General features: G+C 42.6%; 20 protein-coding genes and 1 pseudogene. 3 read left to right on the forward strand and 18 right to left on the reverse strand.

The features are described from left to right. From WG932_RS06425 to WG932_RS06510, 18 genes and pseudogenes are all read right to left on the reverse strand, one after another. Nucleotides 1–174, reverse strand: coding sequence for a hypothetical protein (locus WG932_RS06425; RefSeq protein ID WP_188463346.1), 174 nt, complete (start codon nt 172–174; stop codon nt 1–3). A 3-nt stretch (nt 175–177) separates the two neighbouring features. After that, entirely contained in the window at nt 178–468 is a 291-nt protein-coding gene (locus WG932_RS06430; protein WP_483087386.1) for a hypothetical protein, read from the reverse strand. Further along, nucleotides 446–1,150 carry a sodium:calcium antiporter gene (locus WG932_RS06435; protein ID WP_483087387.1) on the reverse strand — a complete coding sequence of 235 codons (705 nt, stop codon included), beginning with the start codon at nt 1,148–1,150 and terminating at the stop codon, nt 446–448. Before WG932_RS06435 ends, WG932_RS06430 begins: the two co-directional genes overlap by 23 nt. Before the next feature lie 43 nt (nt 1,151–1,193). Continuing rightward, nucleotides 1,194–1,985 (reverse strand): cation efflux transmembrane domain-containing protein, encoded by a 792-nt coding sequence (locus WG932_RS06440; RefSeq protein ID WP_483087388.1) that lies wholly within the window; start codon nt 1,983–1,985, stop codon nt 1,194–1,196. Further along, nucleotides 1,978–2,370, reverse strand: a complete 393-nt coding sequence (locus WG932_RS06445) for a DUF3703 domain-containing protein (RefSeq protein WP_483087389.1) — start codon at nt 2,368–2,370, stop codon at nt 1,978–1,980. The genes WG932_RS06440 and WG932_RS06445 overlap by 8 nt, the downstream gene beginning before the upstream one ends. 51 nt (nt 2,371–2,421) lie before the next feature. After that, a pseudogene (locus tag WG932_RS06450) lies at nt 2,422–4,928 on the reverse strand (heavy metal translocating P-type ATPase). 78 nt (nt 4,929–5,006) lie between these two features. Continuing rightward, nucleotides 5,007–5,429 carry a Fur family transcriptional regulator gene (locus WG932_RS06455; protein WP_375580156.1) on the reverse strand — a complete coding sequence of 141 codons (423 nt, stop codon included), beginning with the start codon at nt 5,427–5,429 and terminating at the stop codon, nt 5,007–5,009. Beyond that, on the reverse strand, nt 5,426–5,974 hold the full coding sequence (locus tag WG932_RS06460) for a hypothetical protein (protein WP_375580157.1): 549 nt from the start codon (nt 5,972–5,974) through the stop codon (nt 5,426–5,428). The genes WG932_RS06455 and WG932_RS06460 overlap by 4 nt, the downstream gene beginning before the upstream one ends. Before the next feature lie 2 nt (nt 5,975–5,976). Next, nucleotides 5,977–6,210, reverse strand: a complete 234-nt coding sequence (locus tag WG932_RS06465) for a hypothetical protein (protein WP_483087390.1) — start codon at nt 6,208–6,210, stop codon at nt 5,977–5,979. Next, entirely contained in the window at nt 6,210–6,740 is a 531-nt protein-coding gene (locus WG932_RS06470; RefSeq protein WP_483087391.1) for an AlbA family DNA-binding domain-containing protein, read from the reverse strand. The genes WG932_RS06465 and WG932_RS06470 overlap by 1 nt, the downstream gene beginning before the upstream one ends. Before the next feature lie 63 nt (nt 6,741–6,803). After that, entirely contained in the window at nt 6,804–7,022 is a 219-nt protein-coding gene (locus WG932_RS06475) for an SHOCT domain-containing protein (RefSeq protein WP_137404429.1), read from the reverse strand. Nucleotides 7,023–7,048: 26 nt separating this feature from the next. Then, nucleotides 7,049–7,408, reverse strand: coding sequence for a zinc-ribbon domain-containing protein (locus tag WG932_RS06480; RefSeq protein ID WP_483087392.1), 360 nt, complete (start codon nt 7,406–7,408; stop codon nt 7,049–7,051). 2 nt (nt 7,409–7,410) lie between these two features. Further along, the gene (locus tag WG932_RS06485) at nt 7,411–7,752 is read right to left on the reverse strand and encodes a P-II family nitrogen regulator (RefSeq protein ID WP_343856871.1); all 342 of its coding nucleotides are present in this window, start codon (nt 7,750–7,752) and stop codon (nt 7,411–7,413) included. Between the two features lie 180 nt (nt 7,753–7,932). Next, the gene (locus tag WG932_RS06490; protein ID WP_483087393.1) at nt 7,933–9,216 is read right to left on the reverse strand and encodes an efflux RND transporter periplasmic adaptor subunit; all 1,284 of its coding nucleotides are present in this window, start codon (nt 9,214–9,216) and stop codon (nt 7,933–7,935) included. Then, nucleotides 9,216–13,628, reverse strand: coding sequence for a CusA/CzcA family heavy metal efflux RND transporter (locus tag WG932_RS06495; protein WP_339902256.1), 4,413 nt, complete (start codon nt 13,626–13,628; stop codon nt 9,216–9,218). The genes WG932_RS06490 and WG932_RS06495 overlap by 1 nt, the downstream gene beginning before the upstream one ends. A gap of 327 nt (nt 13,629–13,955) precedes the next feature. Further along, nucleotides 13,956–14,276: a DUF6660 family protein gene (locus WG932_RS06500; RefSeq protein WP_483087394.1), complete on the reverse strand. Its 321-nt coding sequence runs from the start codon at nt 14,274–14,276 to the stop codon at nt 13,956–13,958. Between the two features lie 116 nt (nt 14,277–14,392). Continuing rightward, a complete protein-coding gene (locus WG932_RS06505; protein WP_483087395.1) occupies nt 14,393–14,836 on the reverse strand; it encodes a hypothetical protein in 444 nt (147 codons plus the stop codon). A 225-nt stretch (nt 14,837–15,061) separates the two neighbouring features. Then, a complete protein-coding gene (locus WG932_RS06510; RefSeq protein ID WP_483087396.1) occupies nt 15,062–15,919 on the reverse strand; it encodes a QcrA and Rieske domain-containing protein in 858 nt (285 codons plus the stop codon). A gap of 305 nt (nt 15,920–16,224) precedes the next feature. Here WG932_RS06510 and WG932_RS06515 point away from each other — a divergent pair, with 305 nt between their 5' ends. The 3 genes from WG932_RS06515 (at nt 16,225) to merTP (ending at nt 17,667) form a co-directional block, all read left to right on the forward strand. Continuing rightward, the gene (locus WG932_RS06515) at nt 16,225–16,581 is read left to right on the forward strand and encodes a P-type ATPase actuator domain-containing protein (RefSeq protein ID WP_483087397.1); all 357 of its coding nucleotides are present in this window, start codon (nt 16,225–16,227) and stop codon (nt 16,579–16,581) included. Nucleotides 16,582–16,667: 86 nt separating this feature from the next. Beyond that, nucleotides 16,668–17,057 (forward strand): ArsR/SmtB family transcription factor, encoded by a 390-nt coding sequence (locus tag WG932_RS06520; protein WP_483087398.1) that lies wholly within the window; start codon nt 16,668–16,670, stop codon nt 17,055–17,057. Then, entirely contained in the window at nt 17,041–17,667 is a 627-nt protein-coding gene (gene merTP, locus WG932_RS06525; RefSeq protein WP_014022504.1) for a mercuric transport protein MerTP, read from the forward strand. The genes WG932_RS06520 and merTP overlap by 17 nt, the downstream gene beginning before the upstream one ends. The last annotated feature ends 55 nt before the right edge of the window (nt 17,668–17,722 follow it).

The raw sequence follows: 17,722 nt of genomic DNA on the forward strand, positions 1-17,722 counted from the left end.
TTACAATTTTCTTCTTTCCATTTCAACCTTAGCAATGGCCCGATCAATGGCTTCATCTTTAGAGCATTTTTGATTCAGGTAGAGCTCTTCGGCATATTTCAGGACTGCATCCCTGATGCCTTCTTCCAGGGCATTGAGGCGTTTTTGGTAGTCTTTGAATAGTTCTTCCTTCATCGGTTAAAAAAGTTTTAAGACAAAAAATGCCATAACAAACAAATAGGCCAAATAAGCTCCATCAAAAACGAATACCTGCCATCTACTGAAACCATGCAGGTCTTTGCTTTGATGAACAAACAGGCTGTAAAGCAGTGGCATCAAGCCAACAAAGGCCAGGTTAACCCAATACAATTGAAAATCCTGTACCGGAGTGCTGACCAGTGCCAGGGGAAGAATGCAACCGTCATGGTAATGGCATTGTCGGCTATCACGCTGGTGGTACCTGCGGTCACCTCTCCCCTTTGACCACACTCCAGGTCTTAAACACTTCCGGTGCGGTGGTCATGATACCTGTAATGAACAGCCCTCCCACAATCTGGGATATACCCAAAGCCGAAACGATGTTTTCTGTCGCTTTTACAATGAAAAAAGCCCCGGCTGCTATAGCAATTGCACCTGCTATGGAAAGCCATATTTTCTTTTGAGTCCACTTTACTTTTTCTCCTTCTTTTCTCCCCCTGATAATGGCATGCGCCAAAAAAGCGGCATAAGCCCCCAGCATAATCCAGCCATCCACCGGTTGTAACCCGCGCCACGCTTTGGGTATAGTCAAAATGGCTACTAAAGCGATTATCCCTAAATAGGGCAATGACAGAACGGGTACAGAGCGCTTATTGAGTGCCAGCATATTGGCATCCAAATGTTCCTGATGCTTAGGATTGTTTTTGAATTGCTTACGTGAGGCGAAATAGGCTATGGTAATCATCAAAGGAATAGAAATAATATTAGACCCCAGCAGGTTACCCAGACCAATATCGGATACTTCCCTTGCCGCACTGGTAATATTGATGGCCACCTCCGGGCTGGCCGTGACAATGGCCAGAAATGCCGCTCCTGCCGAGGCGGTAAGCCCCCATTGTTTACGAAGCAATTTTAAAGGGGTCAGCAGTTGATCTGCCCCCCAATGAGCCGCCCATGCGGCCAGTACTAACACGCCTGCCCATAACCATGCATTCATATATTCAGTTGTTTGGGTATCATTTTGCCAACTTTAAAATCCTTACTGCTCCTCGCATTACAAAGGCGAAAACAATGCCCCCAATCGCCAGGTCGGGCCACTTACTTTCCAGAAAATAAACCAGTACACCAGCCAGTATTACCCCTCCGTTGACGATGATGTCATTAGAAGTGAAAATTGCACTGGCCTGCATGTGGGCCTCTTTGCTTTTTGCCTTGTTGATCAGCCATAATGAGACGAGGTTACCCACTAAAGCCAGCAGGGAAACGATAATCATCCACTGGAAAAGGGGCGTTTCGCTTTGGGTGAAAAACCTGCGTAATACTTCCGAAAAGCCAAGCAGTGCCAGCCCCATCTGAAAATAACCACTGATCTTTGCTACTTTTTTCTTACGGGAAATAGCTGCCCCCACGGCAAAAAGGCTAAGACCATAAACAATGGAATCTGCCAGCATATCCAGCGAGTCGGCTACCAAACCCATGGATCTGGAAATCCATCCGGTGGTCATTTCAACTACAAAAAATCCAAAATTGATGCCCAGCACCCACCACAGTATTTTCCTGTGCTTGGTCTCGTCTTCGGCAATGGGCATTTCTGCCTCAGAAGTACCTTGGAGTTGATCGTTGAGGTTTAGTTCACTGATGGCATTTTGTATAGGCAGTACTTCATCCTGATGAAATACTTCCAGCTTACGTGCCGCAATGTCAAACTCCAGGTGCTTTACCTGGCTGAGAGGTTCCAGCTTCATGCGGATCATTTGCTCCTCCGAGGGGCAGTCCATTTTGGTTATTTTGAATGTGCTTTTATTCATGAAATTGTGTGTTTGGATGAATACCAGCACTTTTGAATATGGTCATAAGACCACTCTCTATTTTCATTGGCTTGAGGGGCGGCACGTTGGCTCCTCCGGTGTTTCCAACCGGAATCTTCCCAACAAAAGACTTAACACCCCCAAGAAGTAATCTGGGAATTTGACCAAGTATTTCTTTCGCACTTTTTATATGAACCCCAAACAGCAGCATTTTCCAGTGAACATAGCTGTGATGCCAGGGATATGCCTGACCTATTATATGAGCTCGCTCAAGATGGTGCCAGGCTCCCTGAAGATTACCTGCTTTAAATTGCTGATCATATTCATTCAGTTCTCGTTTAAAATAAGGCTGAAGCTTTTTAGGCATGATGGTGTTTAATTTCATATCAATCCGATTAGGTATTTCAAAAGGCTTTTTATCATAAGAATCAAAGGCTTAATTATTATCTCTCTTATAAGCCAACAACCTCAATGCATTAAACACTACTACCAAAGTAGAACCTTCATGAATGAGCACTGCAATACCAATATTTGCAAACCCAAAAACGGTGGCTGGTATCAGTAAAGCCACTATTCCTAAACTCATCCATAGGTTTTGCCTAATTATGCCTTTGGCCTTTCTACTTAAACCGATAGCAAAAGGCAAGGTTTCCAGCTTGTCGGCCATTAATGCAATATCGGCAGTTTCCAGGGCTACATCACTGCCAGCGGCTCCCATGGCAATGCCTACGGTGCTGTTGGCCATGGCCGGGGCATCATTCACACCATCGCCAACCATGGCTACTTTGTCTTCTTTTTGTCTAAGCTCTTTAATGGCTTCTACTTTTTCTTCCGGCAGCAAACTGCCCCAGGCATCCGTGAGACCGATTTCTTTTGCTACAGCATCGGCCACTTTCTGATTGTCTCCGGTAAGCATGATCATGCGTTTGATACCGATCTTTTTCAACCGCTCCAGGGTATTTTTCGCTTCTTCTCTTGGCGTATCCATCAGGGCGATGATGCCTATGTAATCGTCATTCTGCCGGATGAGCATGGTGGTATTGCCATCAGACTCCAAGGACTTTACTTTTTCTTCTGTTTCCTTTGATGGCTTCTTATCATCCAGCGACTCAAACAGGTCCAGGTTGCCAATGTAGACTTTGTCACTTCCCAATGTGGCTTTGATCCCTTTCCCAAGCACTGCCTCCAGGTCTTTCGCCTCTGGTATATCAGCACCCTTCAGTCGTTCTTTCCCGTCACGCACTACGGCCTTTGCCAGTGGGTGATCACTAAGACCCTCTACTGCAATTGCTATTTTCAGTAGTTCTTCTTCTTTCACATCACCCAGGGCTACCACCTCCGTTAACATAGGCTTACCTTCTGTTAGTGTTCCGGTCTTGTCAAAAGCAAGGGCAGTAAGTACGCCTAAATCTTCCAGTGGACGGCCACCTTTGATAAGCACCCCACTTTTGGCAGCCCGGGCTACTCCACTGAGCACCGCACTCGGGGTGGCGATAGCCAAAGCGCAAGGGCTGGCCGCTACCAGCACGGCCATGGCGCGGTAGAAGCTTTCGCTAAAAGTTTCGTCAATAACTAAAAAAGCGAAATGGAGCAACACCACCAATACCAATACAGCAGGCACAAAATACTTCTCAAATTTGTCGGTGAGCCGCTGTGTAGGCGATTTCTGGGTCTGGGCTTCATTGACCAGTTTCACCAGGCGAGAGAGTGTAGAGTCCTTCGCTACTTTGATCACTTTGATTTCCAATGTATTGTTACCATTGATTGTACCGGAAAAAGCGCGGTTCTCGTCTTTGATGTCTTTTTCCTGTGACCAGTCTTTTTGGGATCATCCACAGGTTCTTTATCTACGGGCACACTTTCCCCAGTAATAGGTGCTTGATTTACGCTACTCCGACCATCTACTACCACACCATCGGCTGAAATTTTGCTATTAGGCTTCACTACGATGATGTCTCCAATGCTCAGTTCTTCTATACCTACTTCTTCTGTTTTTCCATTTCTCTTGAGCAAGGCCGTTTTGGGGGCCAGTTCTGCCAAAGCAGCAATAGATTTACGGGCCTTGTTCATGGCATAATGCTCCAGGGCATGGCCCATACTGAACAGGAACAGCAACAGTGCACCTTCTGCCCATTCGCCCAAAATAGCTGCGCCAATAGCTGCTACTAACATAAGGAAGTCAATCTCAAAACCTCCTTTAGAAACCGTTTCTATAGCTTCTTTCGCGGTATAAAAACCACCAAAGAAGTACGCCCCGATGTAGAGTGCCAAGCTTACCCATGAAGGGACTGTTTCTATAAATGAAAGTCCAAAACCTATTCCCAACAACACTCCGCAGATGATGGAAAAGATCATCTCTGTATTTTTGCCAAAAATACCACCGTGTGAGTGGTCGTGATCTCCACTTTCCTTATGGTCATGGTCGTGTTGATTGACATCAGTAGGAGACGTGCTATCTTCAGAGGTCGCTCTAATATAGCGTTCCACATTAACTTCCGTATTGAGAATATCAAGTCCTTCTTTACGAAGAAATGTCAGAATCTCTGCCTCATCAATTTTTGCTGTTTCATACTCCAGACCGATCATACCTGAGGCTGAAACGGCTCCTTGTAAAACTCCTTTAAGTCTGATAAGTGAATTTTCCACTTTACGTGCATGCCTGGTATGGCGAAGTCCTTCCACTTCTATTAGCTTGTGCCCATATTTATCAAGAATAGAGGCACCTGCACGCTTTGCAAGTGTTTGAATACGATCAAGAGAAATCTTCTCAGGGTTGTAATGGAAGCAGAGCTGTGGTACACCATTGTCTTTTTCATCAGCCACATGCACTTTTTCCAAACCTTCAGTATCTTGAAGACGACTGATCAGTTTATGTACACACTGATCTTTTTCGTCCGGTACTTCAGGCAGGAGAAGAGGAATTTTTATTTGTAGTTTTTTCACATTATTTTTTTTTAATTCTATTTTACATAATGCTCTCGTGAAGTTATGTCAATTACTAATGCATAGGAATTGCATTTTTCAATTCGCACAATCAGCACAATTTCCTTTTACCATTAGGTTTACTTCCCTCTTGTTAAATTTTTCAGGTAGCTCAAAGCCGGGTATCCTGAACTTTGGAAGACAGTAGGTCTTTCCACATTTGTCACAATGAAAATGAATATGGGCATCATCATGCTTACCTACATCACAGGCATCTGAACAAAGTGCATATTTAGGCACGCCTGTTCCATCATCAATACTGTGTACCAGTCCATTATCTTCAAATGCTTTTAGCGTTCTGTAGATGGTAGTTCGATCCGATTTCACAAAGTCCCTGTATAGATCAGTAAGACTTACTGCTATCTCGTGGCCCAACAAGTACTCTAGCACAAGCAGCCGCATGGCTGTAGGTTTTATTTTGTGTTGCAATAGGTTTTCTTCTAGTTCTTTTATAACGCTCATAACTTATTTTTTCTAAGTATTACTTGTGTAAAATGAATCTTTAGTGTTTTACCTATTTCCGGCAAAATTGATTTCAGGCCGACTTCGTTTGTGTCAACATCTCCGGTAGCGCTTAGCATACAGGCTATGGCTTCACCTCCGTTAAAGTGTTTCAAGTTGCCAGAAAGAATAATCTGAAATGTTCTTTCACCTGCCGTTACTTTTAAAGGCCAGTTAAACGAAATCGGAGCATGTGGCTTACTTATAAAATCATCTACAGGGATAAAACCTGAAAAAGAGACCGTCATTTCCTCATCTTCTGCTTTGCTAATTTCCTCATTTAAATAATCAATACCGGTATCTATGGTTTTTAGATCTAGCTTTCCTGAAATCTCTTTGGTATTGTAATCCAAAAAAAGAAACAGCTTATGGCTTTCTGCAATTACTTGTTCATCTATTATTTCGGCCACCATCACGATATGCCCCTCGGTAGTCCGGTAAAGGGATTGCCCAACAGCCACCCATGTTTGCGCAAAAAATAGCAGTGTAATAAATATAATTTTCATGGTTAACGGCTATTTAAGTTTTCTTCGATATAATTTAGCGCTTCGGGTATATCAAGCTCACGAGTGCCATTTCCTGTGCGAATGTAAAAATGAGACCGGTCATCTTTATGCATATATACTGGAGTACCTGCAACTTTAATTTCAAGATGACAAACATCAAGCCTTTCTATTTGGTAAAAAGACACATGGACCAGAGCGCAATAATTTGTCCCTAATTTGGTGGAGACCAGTTGCATTATATACTGCTCAAAACCATCTCTTCCCGGTTTTTTAAACAACGGTAGTCCTCGATCAGACCCAGTGGTTCACCATCATCATCAATACCTATGAATAGGTGCCCACCTTGGGTATTCATAAATCCGGCAATGGTTTTTGCTACTACGTCTTCCAAAGTCTTATTCGGCTTAAACTGCCTCAAATCCCACCTTAAGGTAGATTTGAATTCTACTTGCTGGTTTTCTCCTGCCGCAATCAGCTCCCTGATCTCCTCTAGCTTATTCCTTTTCGTGGTAAGCTGAAATATTTTTTGCCTGACCATAAAAAGAAGTGCGAGGGTAACACCTAACAATCCAAAGAGCAATTTGGTAACCGCCTGATCCACATCCCACGATCCAACAACCTGCTGGTAGGAAGTAAGTAGCCAGGCCCACCAATTTCCCTGGTCTCCCTGCATATCGTACATGTGCAGTGAAATAACCAAAGGCTGTAGTAAGAAAATACCGAGGGTAAACCCAATAGCGATGTATAGAAGTAACTTGCTTTTCATCTTCTTGTCAGTTTTGGAGCCACAGGTGCCACATTTGATGTGAAGACACCTGCGACCCTATACCTATTTCATCCTGTTTTGAAGAACTTTCTTCTTTTGCTCAAATTCTTCATCGCTGAGCTCCCCTCGGGCATAGCGCTCTCTTAGCGCCTCCATGGCTTTATCCTTGCTTCTTCTTTGCCCGGGTGTAGGGTATGGAATCAGAAATATCCAAAATATGAGGATCAGCCATAGGATCCACCAAATCCAGTGCATTCCTCCGAAATACCAATCATGCATCATAACTATGAGGGTTTAAGGTTTAACATTTATTTACACTTTTTACACCACTTCCCCTGTACCACACTGTTTGCAGTAGCCAGAAAACGATGGCCGTTTTTACATTGCCATCTGAGTGGCGTTTTGGAATTTATATATTCTTCAGAAAGACAAGTACCGCCCTTTGTAGCAGCCAGTGCTTTCACCCTTTCTATCCCGTGAGGCCTATTGTTAGCACAGAATGGGCACCAGCTTTTTCTTATTCTTACACTGAAGGGAGTAGCCTGCCAGCGATGGCCTTCAGCACATTGCCACCACAGTTTTGATTTGCTGTTTATGTACAAATCGGATAGACAAAGCCCTCCTCTTTTTCGGGCCAGATATTGCATTTCTTCAATTGGACTTGACATATCTACTTCATATCAAATCTTTTAATAGATTTTCCAGTCTTGATCCGATAAGCATCATCTATTTCTGAAACGTAAATAATGCCATCGCCCGGTTCAGGTGTTTGAGCCTTGCCACAGATCAGTTGAATGGCTTTATCCGTTTCCTCATTTTGGCAGACCAGTTCCAGCTTAACAATCGGGCTATCGGTAAAATGAAAATCCAATGATGGAGATGCACCAGAATCTTTATGAGCTCCGGTACCTTCTCCTTTGGATAGGGTTACACTTTCAAATCCTGCATCTCGCAGCGATTTAACTACTATCTGTACTTTTTTAGGTTTTATAAATGCTTTTATTTCTTTCATGTGTATGTGTTTAATTCCAACGGTCACATGGAATTCGCGATAAACTTATTCATACTTGGTTGGTATGTTAAGGACTCTAAGTTTATGCTCATTTCATGTGTTTGTTTTTTATAATTTAATATTTGAGAGTTGGCAGTTAGCAAATGACATTTACCAACTGCCCTTGCCTAATCAACTAAATCAATGACTATGAGAAGTCTGGCTTTTCTTCATTTCAGAGATCAGATAGTAGGCGTTATTCCATGCCACCTGAGCACCGTCAGGAAGTGGCTCCAATAATTTGATCTCTACCCATCCATCTTCTGTCATGCCTGTTCGCACTTCCACTGCTTTAAATGCCCATTCGGTCTTTCCATCTTCTTCATGCGCTTCTGCCATAAAAATATAAGGCTTGCCTTCTTCTTCTATAATGGCACTTTCAGGTAAGGCTTTTACCTGATTATTTCCGGTACGTATTTTACCATTGATATACATGCCCGGGATCAGAAAATCTTCCTTTTGATCTATCTCTGCGTGCACATGTACCGCTTTCGGATTTTGCTCAAACTGTTTGCCTACCGAATAAATTTTGGCTGTTAGCGTATTTCCCGGAACAGATTCCACAGTAAAAGACAACTTTTGTCCTTTCTTCACTTTGTGAACATCCTTTTCAAATACCATCAGATCGGCATGGATGTGGTCGGTATTGACGATCATAAACATCTCGGTCTGAGGATCTACATATTGGCCAACCTGAACCTCTACTTTTTCAATGTATCCATCTATAGGGCTTACCACAGGTACGTACTGGTAAATATCACCGTCCTGTACTTTTTTCACATTCAGACTGAGCTGCTTCAATTGGGCTTCATAGCCTTTCACCTCTCCTTTCATGGCCTGGTAGTCTGCCTGTATTTGCTGATAAGTTTTTCCGGAACCTACTTCCTCTTCGTATAACCTTTTCTGCCGTTGATTTTCTTTTTCCAGAAACTGTAATTGGCTATAAGCCCTTACATAGTCCGTCTGTAACCGGGTCAGGTTGGGGTGAGAGAGATAGGCCAATACCTGCCCCTTACTCACCTGATCTCCTTCTATCACTTTGATGGAAGTAACATTGGCTCCCAGAATAGCGGTAACAGTGGCCTCATGCTGAGGAGGAACTTCTAACTGTCCGTTGGCCTCAACCACTCCGGAGAGTGCCCGGGTGGGCAGAGTATCTACCTTAATACCCAAACTTGCAAATTTCATATCAGAAAGATGGAGCTCGGCCATTCCTTCTTCACTATGACCTTCTTCTTCACCTTCGTGCCCAGCCTCGCCCTCACTGTGTTCTTCGTGAGAAGCTTCACCTGAGTTATCAGCCGACTTGTTGCCGCAACCCGTAAATACTGATACCATCAGTACCAGTGCTACTATATATATAATTTGCTTTTTCATTTCTTCTATTATTTGTCTGACTTTATTATTGACTTTCAATTCCATCATTAGTTTGTTGTTTTTAAGTAGTACTCCAGTTGGTAGCGACTGTCCAGGTAACTGCCAAAGGCATTCCAGGAGTCTACCTCTATGCGAATGGCATCCCTGATGTTTTGCAGGAAGGTCACATAATCAATAGCACCTTCTCTATAGGCCGTTACAGCTCCTGTTCGTTGTTCCCGAGCCAGGGGTAGCGCTTCATCGCGGTAGTAATTCCATGAATTGAGCCATTTCAGGTACTGTTCCTTCATTCCCTGATAGGCCGCGTTCAATTCCAACTGGTTTTGTCGAAGGTTTTGTCCGGCTATATCCCGCTGGATTTTGGCCGACTGTGTCCGCCCGAGTTCTGGCCCGAAAAACAGAGGAATCCTTATCCCTACCTGGTATTGATAAAAACCGGATTGTCCGGCTATCTGCTGCCGACCATACTGCCCTTGCAATTGAGGTAAAAACTGTGAACGCCTCTCTTTTATGGTGGCGTCCGCTACATCTACACGCTGTTTTGACACATTCAGCAACGGGTGGTTCATCAAAGAATCAGCCACATAATTCAGCGGTTCATCCAGTTGGGTAGCTGGAACATCCGGTACCGTAAAGAGGGTATCATTGGCAAACCACAAGTTGAGCCGCTGCAAGGCACTGAGGTAATCCCGATAAGCCTGCTCTTTTTGTATCTGTACCTGATTGGCCTGATTGGAGGTAGCCAGGTATTCCAGTTTAGAAGTAGCTTCAGTTTCCAAACGAATTCGTGCGGCTCTTTCAATATCGGTAAAAATCGAATCCAACTGCTCATACACCTGGTAGTTGTTTTTGGTGGCATACACCATCGCCCAGGCCTGGCTCACTTCCCTTTCCAGTTCTATCACGGAAAGGTCAAGGGCAGATTCGGCCAGTGCCACTCGTTCTTTTTGCAATTTCAAACGGGATGCTATACCAAAAACATCAATATTTTGCTGTTGAATACCAAACTGGGTGTAAACTCCATCCGAGCCGTTACCCACTTCCTCTTTTCCGGTAAATACCTGGGTATTACCAAAGTCCCATGCTGTTTTCTTTAAGGCCTGTTGGCTTTCAATTTCCAAACGTGCCGATTGAATTTTAGGATAATTTTCTACTGCACGCTTTCTTGCTTGTTCTAATGTAATCGTTGAAAGGCTGTCTTTCTCTTGTTCTTGCTGTTGTGCATTTGCCACAGCCGGTAAACCAAACAATCCACCACAAATAATCAATATGATGATCACATTGGCATTCGGTGCTTTCAGGCTTTTTCTTCTATCATTTCTTCCTTCTACAAGAGTGTATAGCACTGGGAGCACTACCAGAGTAAGCAATGTGGCTGTAAGCATACCACCAATTACCACAGTAGCCAAAGGCCGCTGCACTTCTGCTCCTGCAGATGCTGAAAATGCCATGGGTAGAAATCCGAAAATGTCTGTAGTTGCAGTCAACATAATAGGTCTGATTCGTTCTTTAGTTCCTGTTAGAATTCTTTCGCGAATGCTGGTTACGCCTTCTTCTTTCAATGAATTAAAGCGATTGATCAAGACCAGCCCGTTCAATACAGCCACCCCGAAAAGCACAATAAAGCCCACACCAGCTGATATGCTAAAGGGCATGTCTCGCATCCAAAGCGCAATTACGCCCCCAATAGCTGCCAGGGGAATCGCCATGTAGATCATAATAGACTGAGAGAATGACTGCAGGGCAAAATAAAGCAACACAAAAATCAGAAATAAGGCTATTGGCACTACGATCATTAATCGTCCCTTCGCCCTTTGCAGGTTTTCAAATTCACCACCATAAGTAATGTAGTAGCCCGGTGGTAAATCCAATTCCGCATCCAGTTTTTCCTGTATATCCGTTACAACAGACTCTACATCACGGCCCCTGGTATTAACACCCACGTAGGTCCTGCGGAAAGTATTGTCGCGGGAAATCTGCATCGGTCCCGGCACATAGTTGATATCCGCTACTTCTTTGATGGGCACTTGTGTACCGTCCGGCAGGTCAATGTACAAGGTGCGCAAATCTTCTATGCTTCTCCGGTGATTTTCATCAAACCGGATCACCATATCGAACCGTTTTTCCCCTTCAAAAATGACACCTGCAACACCTCCGGCAAAAGCTGCACTCACATATTCATTCAGCTTTTCAATATCCAACCCGTATTGTGCAATCTTTTTGCGATTGTAGCGCACAGTCATCTGTGGCAAGCCGGAAGTACGTTCAGGGTTTACATCACCTACTCCCGGAATAGTTTGAATGATCTCACCCATTTCCTCAGCTTTTTGCGCCAGCACATCCAGATCTTCACCATAGAGTTTCACGGCCACATCTTCTCTTACACCGGTCAACAGCTCATTGAACCGTAACTCTACCGGTTGGCTGAAAACAAGGTTGACACCCGTCAGTTTTTCATCCAGTATTTCCTTTATCTCTGCAATGAGCTCTTCTTTAGTTTCTACTGTTGTCCATTTATCCATATCCTTTTCAAGAATAATGAACATATCGGCTATGTCCATGGGCATAGGGTCAGTAGGAATATCAGCTACACCTATTCGGGCCACAGCTGTTTTGATCTCAGGGAAATTGTCAAGTAAAATATTTTCAATCTTGGTAGATACATCAATTGCTTCACTCAATCCGCTTCCCGGCCGAATCAATGCCTGCATAGCTAAATCCCCTTCATCCAACTGCGGGACAAATTCTCCTCCCATACGTGAAAAAATGAACCCTGACAGTCCGAGTAATACGATCGCCACAATGATGACAATGGTTTTGAACCTTAAAGCACCTTTAAGTAATGGTACATAAGCCCATTGAATGCCATCTATAATTTTGTCACTTACCTTTTCCAGCCAGCGTTCAAACTTCCCAAACCAGTTTTTCTTGTTTTGGATAGGTTTCATGAATAATGCCGACATCATCGGAACATAAGTCAGACATAAGAAAATGGCACCAATCATGGCAAAGCCAAAGGTGTAGGCCATGGGCTGGAACATCTTGCCTTCAACCCCAGTGAGGAAAAGAATTGGGGCAAATACAATAAGAATTATAATCTGTCCGAAAAATGCAGAGCCCATCATTGTACTGCCGGCATCATAAGCCACCTCATCCATCACACCCTGGTTAAACTTAATTTTCCCTGATCGGATCCGTTTCTGTATTTCATAGACCGTTCCTTCTATGATGATCACCGCACCATCTATAATAATTCCAAAGTCTATAGCACCAAGGCTCATCAGGTTGGCCCATACATTGAATTGCTTCATGAGTATGAAGGCAAATAATAGGGAAAGTGGAATAGTGGTAGCAGTAATAATACCCCCACGAACACTTCCCAACAATATTACCAGGGCGAATATCACAATGAGGGCTCCTTCCAAAAGATTTGTTTTTACGGTGCTGGTAGTTCTTTCAATCAGGGAACTACGATCAAGAAATGGTTTTATTTCCAAGCCTTCCGGTAAAGACTTCTGCACTTTTTTCATGCGCTCCTGCACATTCTGAATGACAGAATTGGGGTTAGAGCCTTTGAGCATAAGTATCATGCCGCCTACAGCTTCCTGCCCATCCTGGGTGAATGCTCCATAACGAACCTGACTTCCGAAATGTACTTTCTCTGCTACATCACCAATCGTGACAGGAATGTTGTTTTCATTCCGTACTACTATTTCCCGGATGTCGTCAAGCGAACGCACAAGACCTTCTCCACGGATGAAATTGGCCATGTTGTTCTTCTCTATATATGCACCTCCTGTATTTACATTATTGCGCTGAAGGGCTTCAAAAACTTCTGAGATGGATACATTCAGTGCGTTAAGTTTTTCAGGATTGATAGCGATTTCATATTGCTTTATTTTACCCCCGAAGGCATTGACATCCACCACACCATCTACCAGTGTCATCTGGCGTTTTACAATCCAATCCTGGATTGTTCTAAGCTCAGTAGGAGAGTATTTGTCTTCATAACCAGGCTTAGGCTTGATAGTATATTGGTATATTTCACCCAGTCCGGTGGTTATAGGCCCCATAGATGGACTACCAAATTTCTCGGGGATTTTATCCCTAACCTCATTAAGCTTTTCCTGTACCAATTGCCGGGGTTTGTATATCCCCATCTCGTCTTCAAATACGATGGTAACTACAGATAACCCAAAACGGGATACGGAACGAATTTCTGTAACGCCCGGCAGATTCCCCATGGCTAATTCCACAGGGTAGGTGACGAATTGTTCTATATCTTCTGTGGCCAGGTTTTGAGACACAGTCATTACCTGTACCTGGTTATTTGTTATATCAGGTACTGAACCCAGATTGATTGTGGACATGGAGTAGATCCCCACCCCGATGAGCGCCAATGTAAGCAGGCCCACGATGAATTTATTCTTTATTGAAAAAGAAATGATTTTATTGATCATATGATTTTAAATTATTTTACATGGAAAACAAAGAAGTGAAGAAGCCTGGCAATGGTTGCTATAATGAGAATGGCACTAATCAGCACAATAAAAAACCATTTCAGTAGAATTTTGACAGTGATTTTCTTCGTTCTCTTTTTCCTTTTTTTCGTTTTGTTTTTATTCAATTTTTTCAACTTTCTGAATAGGGTTGAATACAATTAATTTTTGCCTTTGAGTACTAAAGGCCCATTAAAAGAAAATGCCTGACGGATCAATAAAATGCTTACTCAGTCCTGTTAAAAGGACTTATCGTCAGGGCATACTTATCCTGCAAGACAAGAAGAATTATGATTTGGGGGGCTTGATAAATCCAGAGATTTCAATGCTTCTGAAATCCTGAAAATAAGAAGTGTAAACCGCAGAAAGTTTCACGAGGTGTGTGAAATCAACCCCTGCTGTTGATAAAAAATGCACATGGCAACAATGGCATACGCAAAATGGAGAACAACCGTCCCAACCCTGATTGTGGTCATGGTCATGATTATTATCCGCAGCTTTGACTACTGTAATACTATTCTCGCTATCCTTAAGTGGCACTGTATCCGCACAGGCCATCCCTGAAAGGACGATAAAGTAAAAGCTTAATATGTAGCACGCAATTTTCACTATTGCAAATATACGGATTAATGCAATGCAAGGGTATTGCAAAGTTGTATCTTCATATTAACGCATGTTTTCTCAGGATTGTTAGTACTTAAATAGTTAATACGATAGCAGACCGACTAAAAATAGCTGGATATTCCTATCAGTAAGCCTGCTGTTTTGGCTGCCGGATTGCCCAACAAGTCTGTCTCCCACTTATACCGATAATTGGCACGGATTACAGTTTGAGATGAGGGTCTGAAGGTAATGGCAGGCACTATGGCCTGTACATCATCATGTATATTTCCTCCGGTTTCCACAAATGAGCCGACATTATAATCCACATGCTCCAGCCGCAAAGCCAGGTTGAGTATCGCATGGTCCCATCCAAGTATTTTCCGCTTTAAAATGGTGTAAACAAAGTCGACAAACCCGCCTTGCTGCTGAGTGCCAAACTGCTGTGAATAGGATTCGGGAACTTCGATGAATGCCCATACCCATTCCCCTGTGATATTGACTCTTTTGATAGCGGAAGTATTGAAATCTACAGCTACCACATCCAATCGCCTCTTTTCATCTAGCACAAGTCCGTCTTCTTCCTATTTATTATATACATCACCCATCCATGACAGACCTATTTCCCCGATTTTCCGATGACGAATTGCGGTTTTTAGTGTAATTAGGGGAACAGCATTGAAGTTTTCTTCAAAACGATCTACATTTTCCTTGGCAGCGGGAAGCCAGGTACGGCCTACACTGTTGGCAATTATTTGAGCATTGAAACCATTGGTAACATAAGCCTCATAAGCCTAAACCCATTGTTTCTGATGGGGCTTACCGTGCAAACCAAAGCCTACATTGCTGAAAGTAGCCGGGATGATGGTAGTAGCCATTATAGGCCGATCTACAAATTCCCACTTCGGCCCGTCATGGTTTTGGTTAAATGCGCCTATTGGGTTAATGATAATTCCGCCTCTTAGGTTCAGCACAGGATGGAGTTCAAAATCCAGGGCGGCAAACTCAATGTTGATCTCCTTGGTACCTTCTTCAAACTCAATTTCAGAAAGGAATTTGATCCGTTCTTTGATGGTGGAGGATATAAACAGGGTTATTCTTGGAATTTTGAAAGAGACACCTTCCGTAATACCATCTGTCACAAAATACTGGGCGTGTGCTTCAATATAGCCACCCAAGGCAACCGGAAAGCTGCCAGCCTGCAAAAACGGACGATTATAGACCGCATCCATGTTCATTTGGATGGCAGTAGTATCATTATTTACCCGCTGTGCCATAACGGAAGCTCCTATTCCCATGAGAATAAGAAGTAATAGTGGATTGAGATTTTTATAAATGGCGTAGATGTATTCATGATCTGTGGTTATGTTAAATGTTTTAAGATTAGTTTCTGCCGGGCCTTCTACTACATTTCCTTTTGCATCATACTCACTACCATGGCATGGGCATACCAAGTAATTAGGTTGCGCATTGACTTCACACCCCTTGTGGGTACATTCCATCCAGAGTGCGATATATTCATCCGGGTTGATTTTGTACAAGGCTATGGGAAAGGCCAATGATGCTGCCGTTACAAGCACCACTTCCAGAGGTATTCCCCGATCACTGGTAAATTCATTCATTGAAAACCTTAACTTATTATCACTTATCACGGCACTCACTTTACAAATGGAAGTGCAGCCTGAAAACTCCTATGGTCAAGCGAAAACAAAAATAATTGAAAATAAATTTGGAGACCACCCCTATACCGACCCCATCTTTGTAGAGTAATCAATTTTAATCATTAAAATCTTAAAAAGATGAACCGACAAATTGAAGTATTTACAGCTGGATGTCCAATATGTGAACCAGTAGTAAAAATGGTAAAAGAAATGTCTTGCGAGTCTTGCGAAATAACAGTATATAATACCATTGAGCAATGTGACTCTAAAGTATGCATTGACAAAATGAAAGGGTTATGAGAGGCGAACAATTTGTTGATGTATTGACCAAAGACATATTGGTTGGTGAAGTTGTAGAAGTTAGGCCAGGTAAAAGGATACCTTTGGATGGTGAGGTTTTGGATGGTGCTGGAAGTGTTGATGAAGCAAGTTTTACAGGTGAAAGCACACCTGCAAATAAAGAAGTTGGTGCAACTGTAAGTGGTGGTACTTTAAATCTTGACGGTGCATTGCAAATTAAAGTTTCCAAAATCGGGGAAGATAGTTTCATGAACCAGGTAGTTAGTTTAATGAGCCGTATTGCCGAGAAGAAACCACCTGTTGAATTACTGGCCGATAAGCTAATGAACAATTTCGGGCCCGCTGTATTCTAAAAATTCATTAATAAATTTAAGTATTTGCTTAAATAAGAAAACTATTCTTAATTGTAATGCGTTATTAATCCGAAAACAGGAAAACTATGGAAAACAACCAATCGTGTATCAGAGTGTTTGCCGACAAGGTGCAAATAGACAATTGTCGGGAAATGCTTCAAACAAACGACAAAGTATTCAGTCAATTGAGTGGGCTATTGGCCTTGGCAGGAAACGAAGTGAGGTTGAAAATCTTATTTCTTTTGGAAGAAGAAAAAGAACTTTGCCCTTGCGACCTTTCAGACATTCTCGGAATGAGTATCCCCGCCGTTTCTCAACATCTCAGAAAACTAAAAGACAAAAATGTAATTGAAGGAAGAAGAGATGGACAAACTATTTTCTATTCTTTAAGACAAGAGCAACTGCCTTTACTACAACCATTTTTTAAACATATTATCAATAACTCAAAAAAGAAACAGTATGAAAAAGAAAAATAACGGACTTGTTGGAGCTGGAGTGCTTTCGGCAGTAGCAGCATCACTTTGCTGCATAACACCTGTTTTGGCTCTGATTTCAGGAGCATCAGGTGTAGCGTCTACATTTTCGTGGATGGAACCAGCAAGACCTTATCTTATTGGCATTACCGTTTTGGTATTGGGTTTTGCTTGGTATCAGAAACTCAAACCGCGAACCGCCGAAGGAATTCAATGCGATTGCGAAACTACCCGTTCCGCAGGCGACAAAGAGGAGAAAAAACCTTTTATGCAGACCAAAACATTTTTAGGAATTGTAACGGTGTTTGCAGCTTTAATGCTCACTTTTCCAAGCTATGCACATATTTTCTATCCTTTAAATGACAACAAGGAAGTTGTAATGGTCAATGCTTCAGACATTCAAACGGTGACTTTGGAGGTAAAAGGAATGACTTGCAACGGATGTGCTTCGCACGTAGAAAATGATGTTAACAGGCTACCAGGTATTTTAAATGTAGATGTAGTTTATGAAGAAGCAACTGCCAAAGTAGAATTTGATAAATCAAAAGTAAGTTTGGTTCAAATTGAAGAAGTCATCAATGGCACAGGTTATAAAGTGGTCGGCAAGAAATAGTGTTTTTTTGTGCACTGTATTTAAGAATTTAATTAAATAATTACATAATGAACAA

This window comes from Cyclobacterium sp. SOCE241 (assembly GCF_056867545.1).

Excerpts from the sequence above, each read along its gene's own strand:
- WG932_RS06425 (WP_188463346.1), bottom strand. The coding sequence starts at position 174 with ATGAAGGAAGAACTATTCAAAGACTACCAAAAACGCCTCAATGCCCTG.
- WG932_RS06440 (WP_483087388.1), bottom strand. The coding sequence starts at position 1,985 with ATGAATAAAAGCACATTCAAAATAACCAAAATGGACTGCCCCTCGGAG.
- WG932_RS06445 (WP_483087389.1), bottom strand. The coding sequence starts at position 2,370 with ATGAAATTAAACACCATCATGCCTAAAAAGCTTCAGCCTTATTTTAAA.
- WG932_RS06455 (WP_375580156.1), bottom strand. The coding sequence starts at position 5,429 with ATGAGCGTTATAAAAGAACTAGAAGAAAACCTATTGCAACACAAAATA.
- WG932_RS06460 (WP_375580157.1), bottom strand. The coding sequence starts at position 5,974 with ATGAAAATTATATTTATTACACTGCTATTTTTTGCGCAAACATGGGTG.
- WG932_RS06465 (WP_483087390.1), bottom strand. The coding sequence starts at position 6,210 with ATGCAACTGGTCTCCACCAAATTAGGGACAAATTATTGCGCTCTGGTC.
- WG932_RS06470 (WP_483087391.1), bottom strand. The coding sequence starts at position 6,740 with ATGAAAAGCAAGTTACTTCTATACATCGCTATTGGGTTTACCCTCGGT.
- WG932_RS06475 (WP_137404429.1), bottom strand. The coding sequence starts at position 7,022 with ATGATGCATGATTGGTATTTCGGAGGAATGCACTGGATTTGGTGGATC.
- WG932_RS06480 (WP_483087392.1), bottom strand. The coding sequence starts at position 7,408 with ATGTCAAGTCCAATTGAAGAAATGCAATATCTGGCCCGAAAAAGAGGA.
- WG932_RS06485 (WP_343856871.1), bottom strand. The coding sequence starts at position 7,752 with ATGAAAGAAATAAAAGCATTTATAAAACCTAAAAAAGTACAGATAGTA.
- WG932_RS06490 (WP_483087393.1), bottom strand. The coding sequence starts at position 9,216 with ATGATGGAATTGAAAGTCAATAATAAAGTCAGACAAATAATAGAAGAA.
- WG932_RS06495 (WP_339902256.1), bottom strand. The coding sequence starts at position 13,628 with ATGATCAATAAAATCATTTCTTTTTCAATAAAGAATAAATTCATCGTG.
- WG932_RS06515 (WP_483087397.1), top strand. The coding sequence starts at position 16,225 with ATGAGAGGCGAACAATTTGTTGATGTATTGACCAAAGACATATTGGTT.
- WG932_RS06520 (WP_483087398.1), top strand. The coding sequence starts at position 16,668 with ATGGAAAACAACCAATCGTGTATCAGAGTGTTTGCCGACAAGGTGCAA.
- merTP (WP_014022504.1), top strand. The coding sequence starts at position 17,041 with ATGAAAAAGAAAAATAACGGACTTGTTGGAGCTGGAGTGCTTTCGGCA.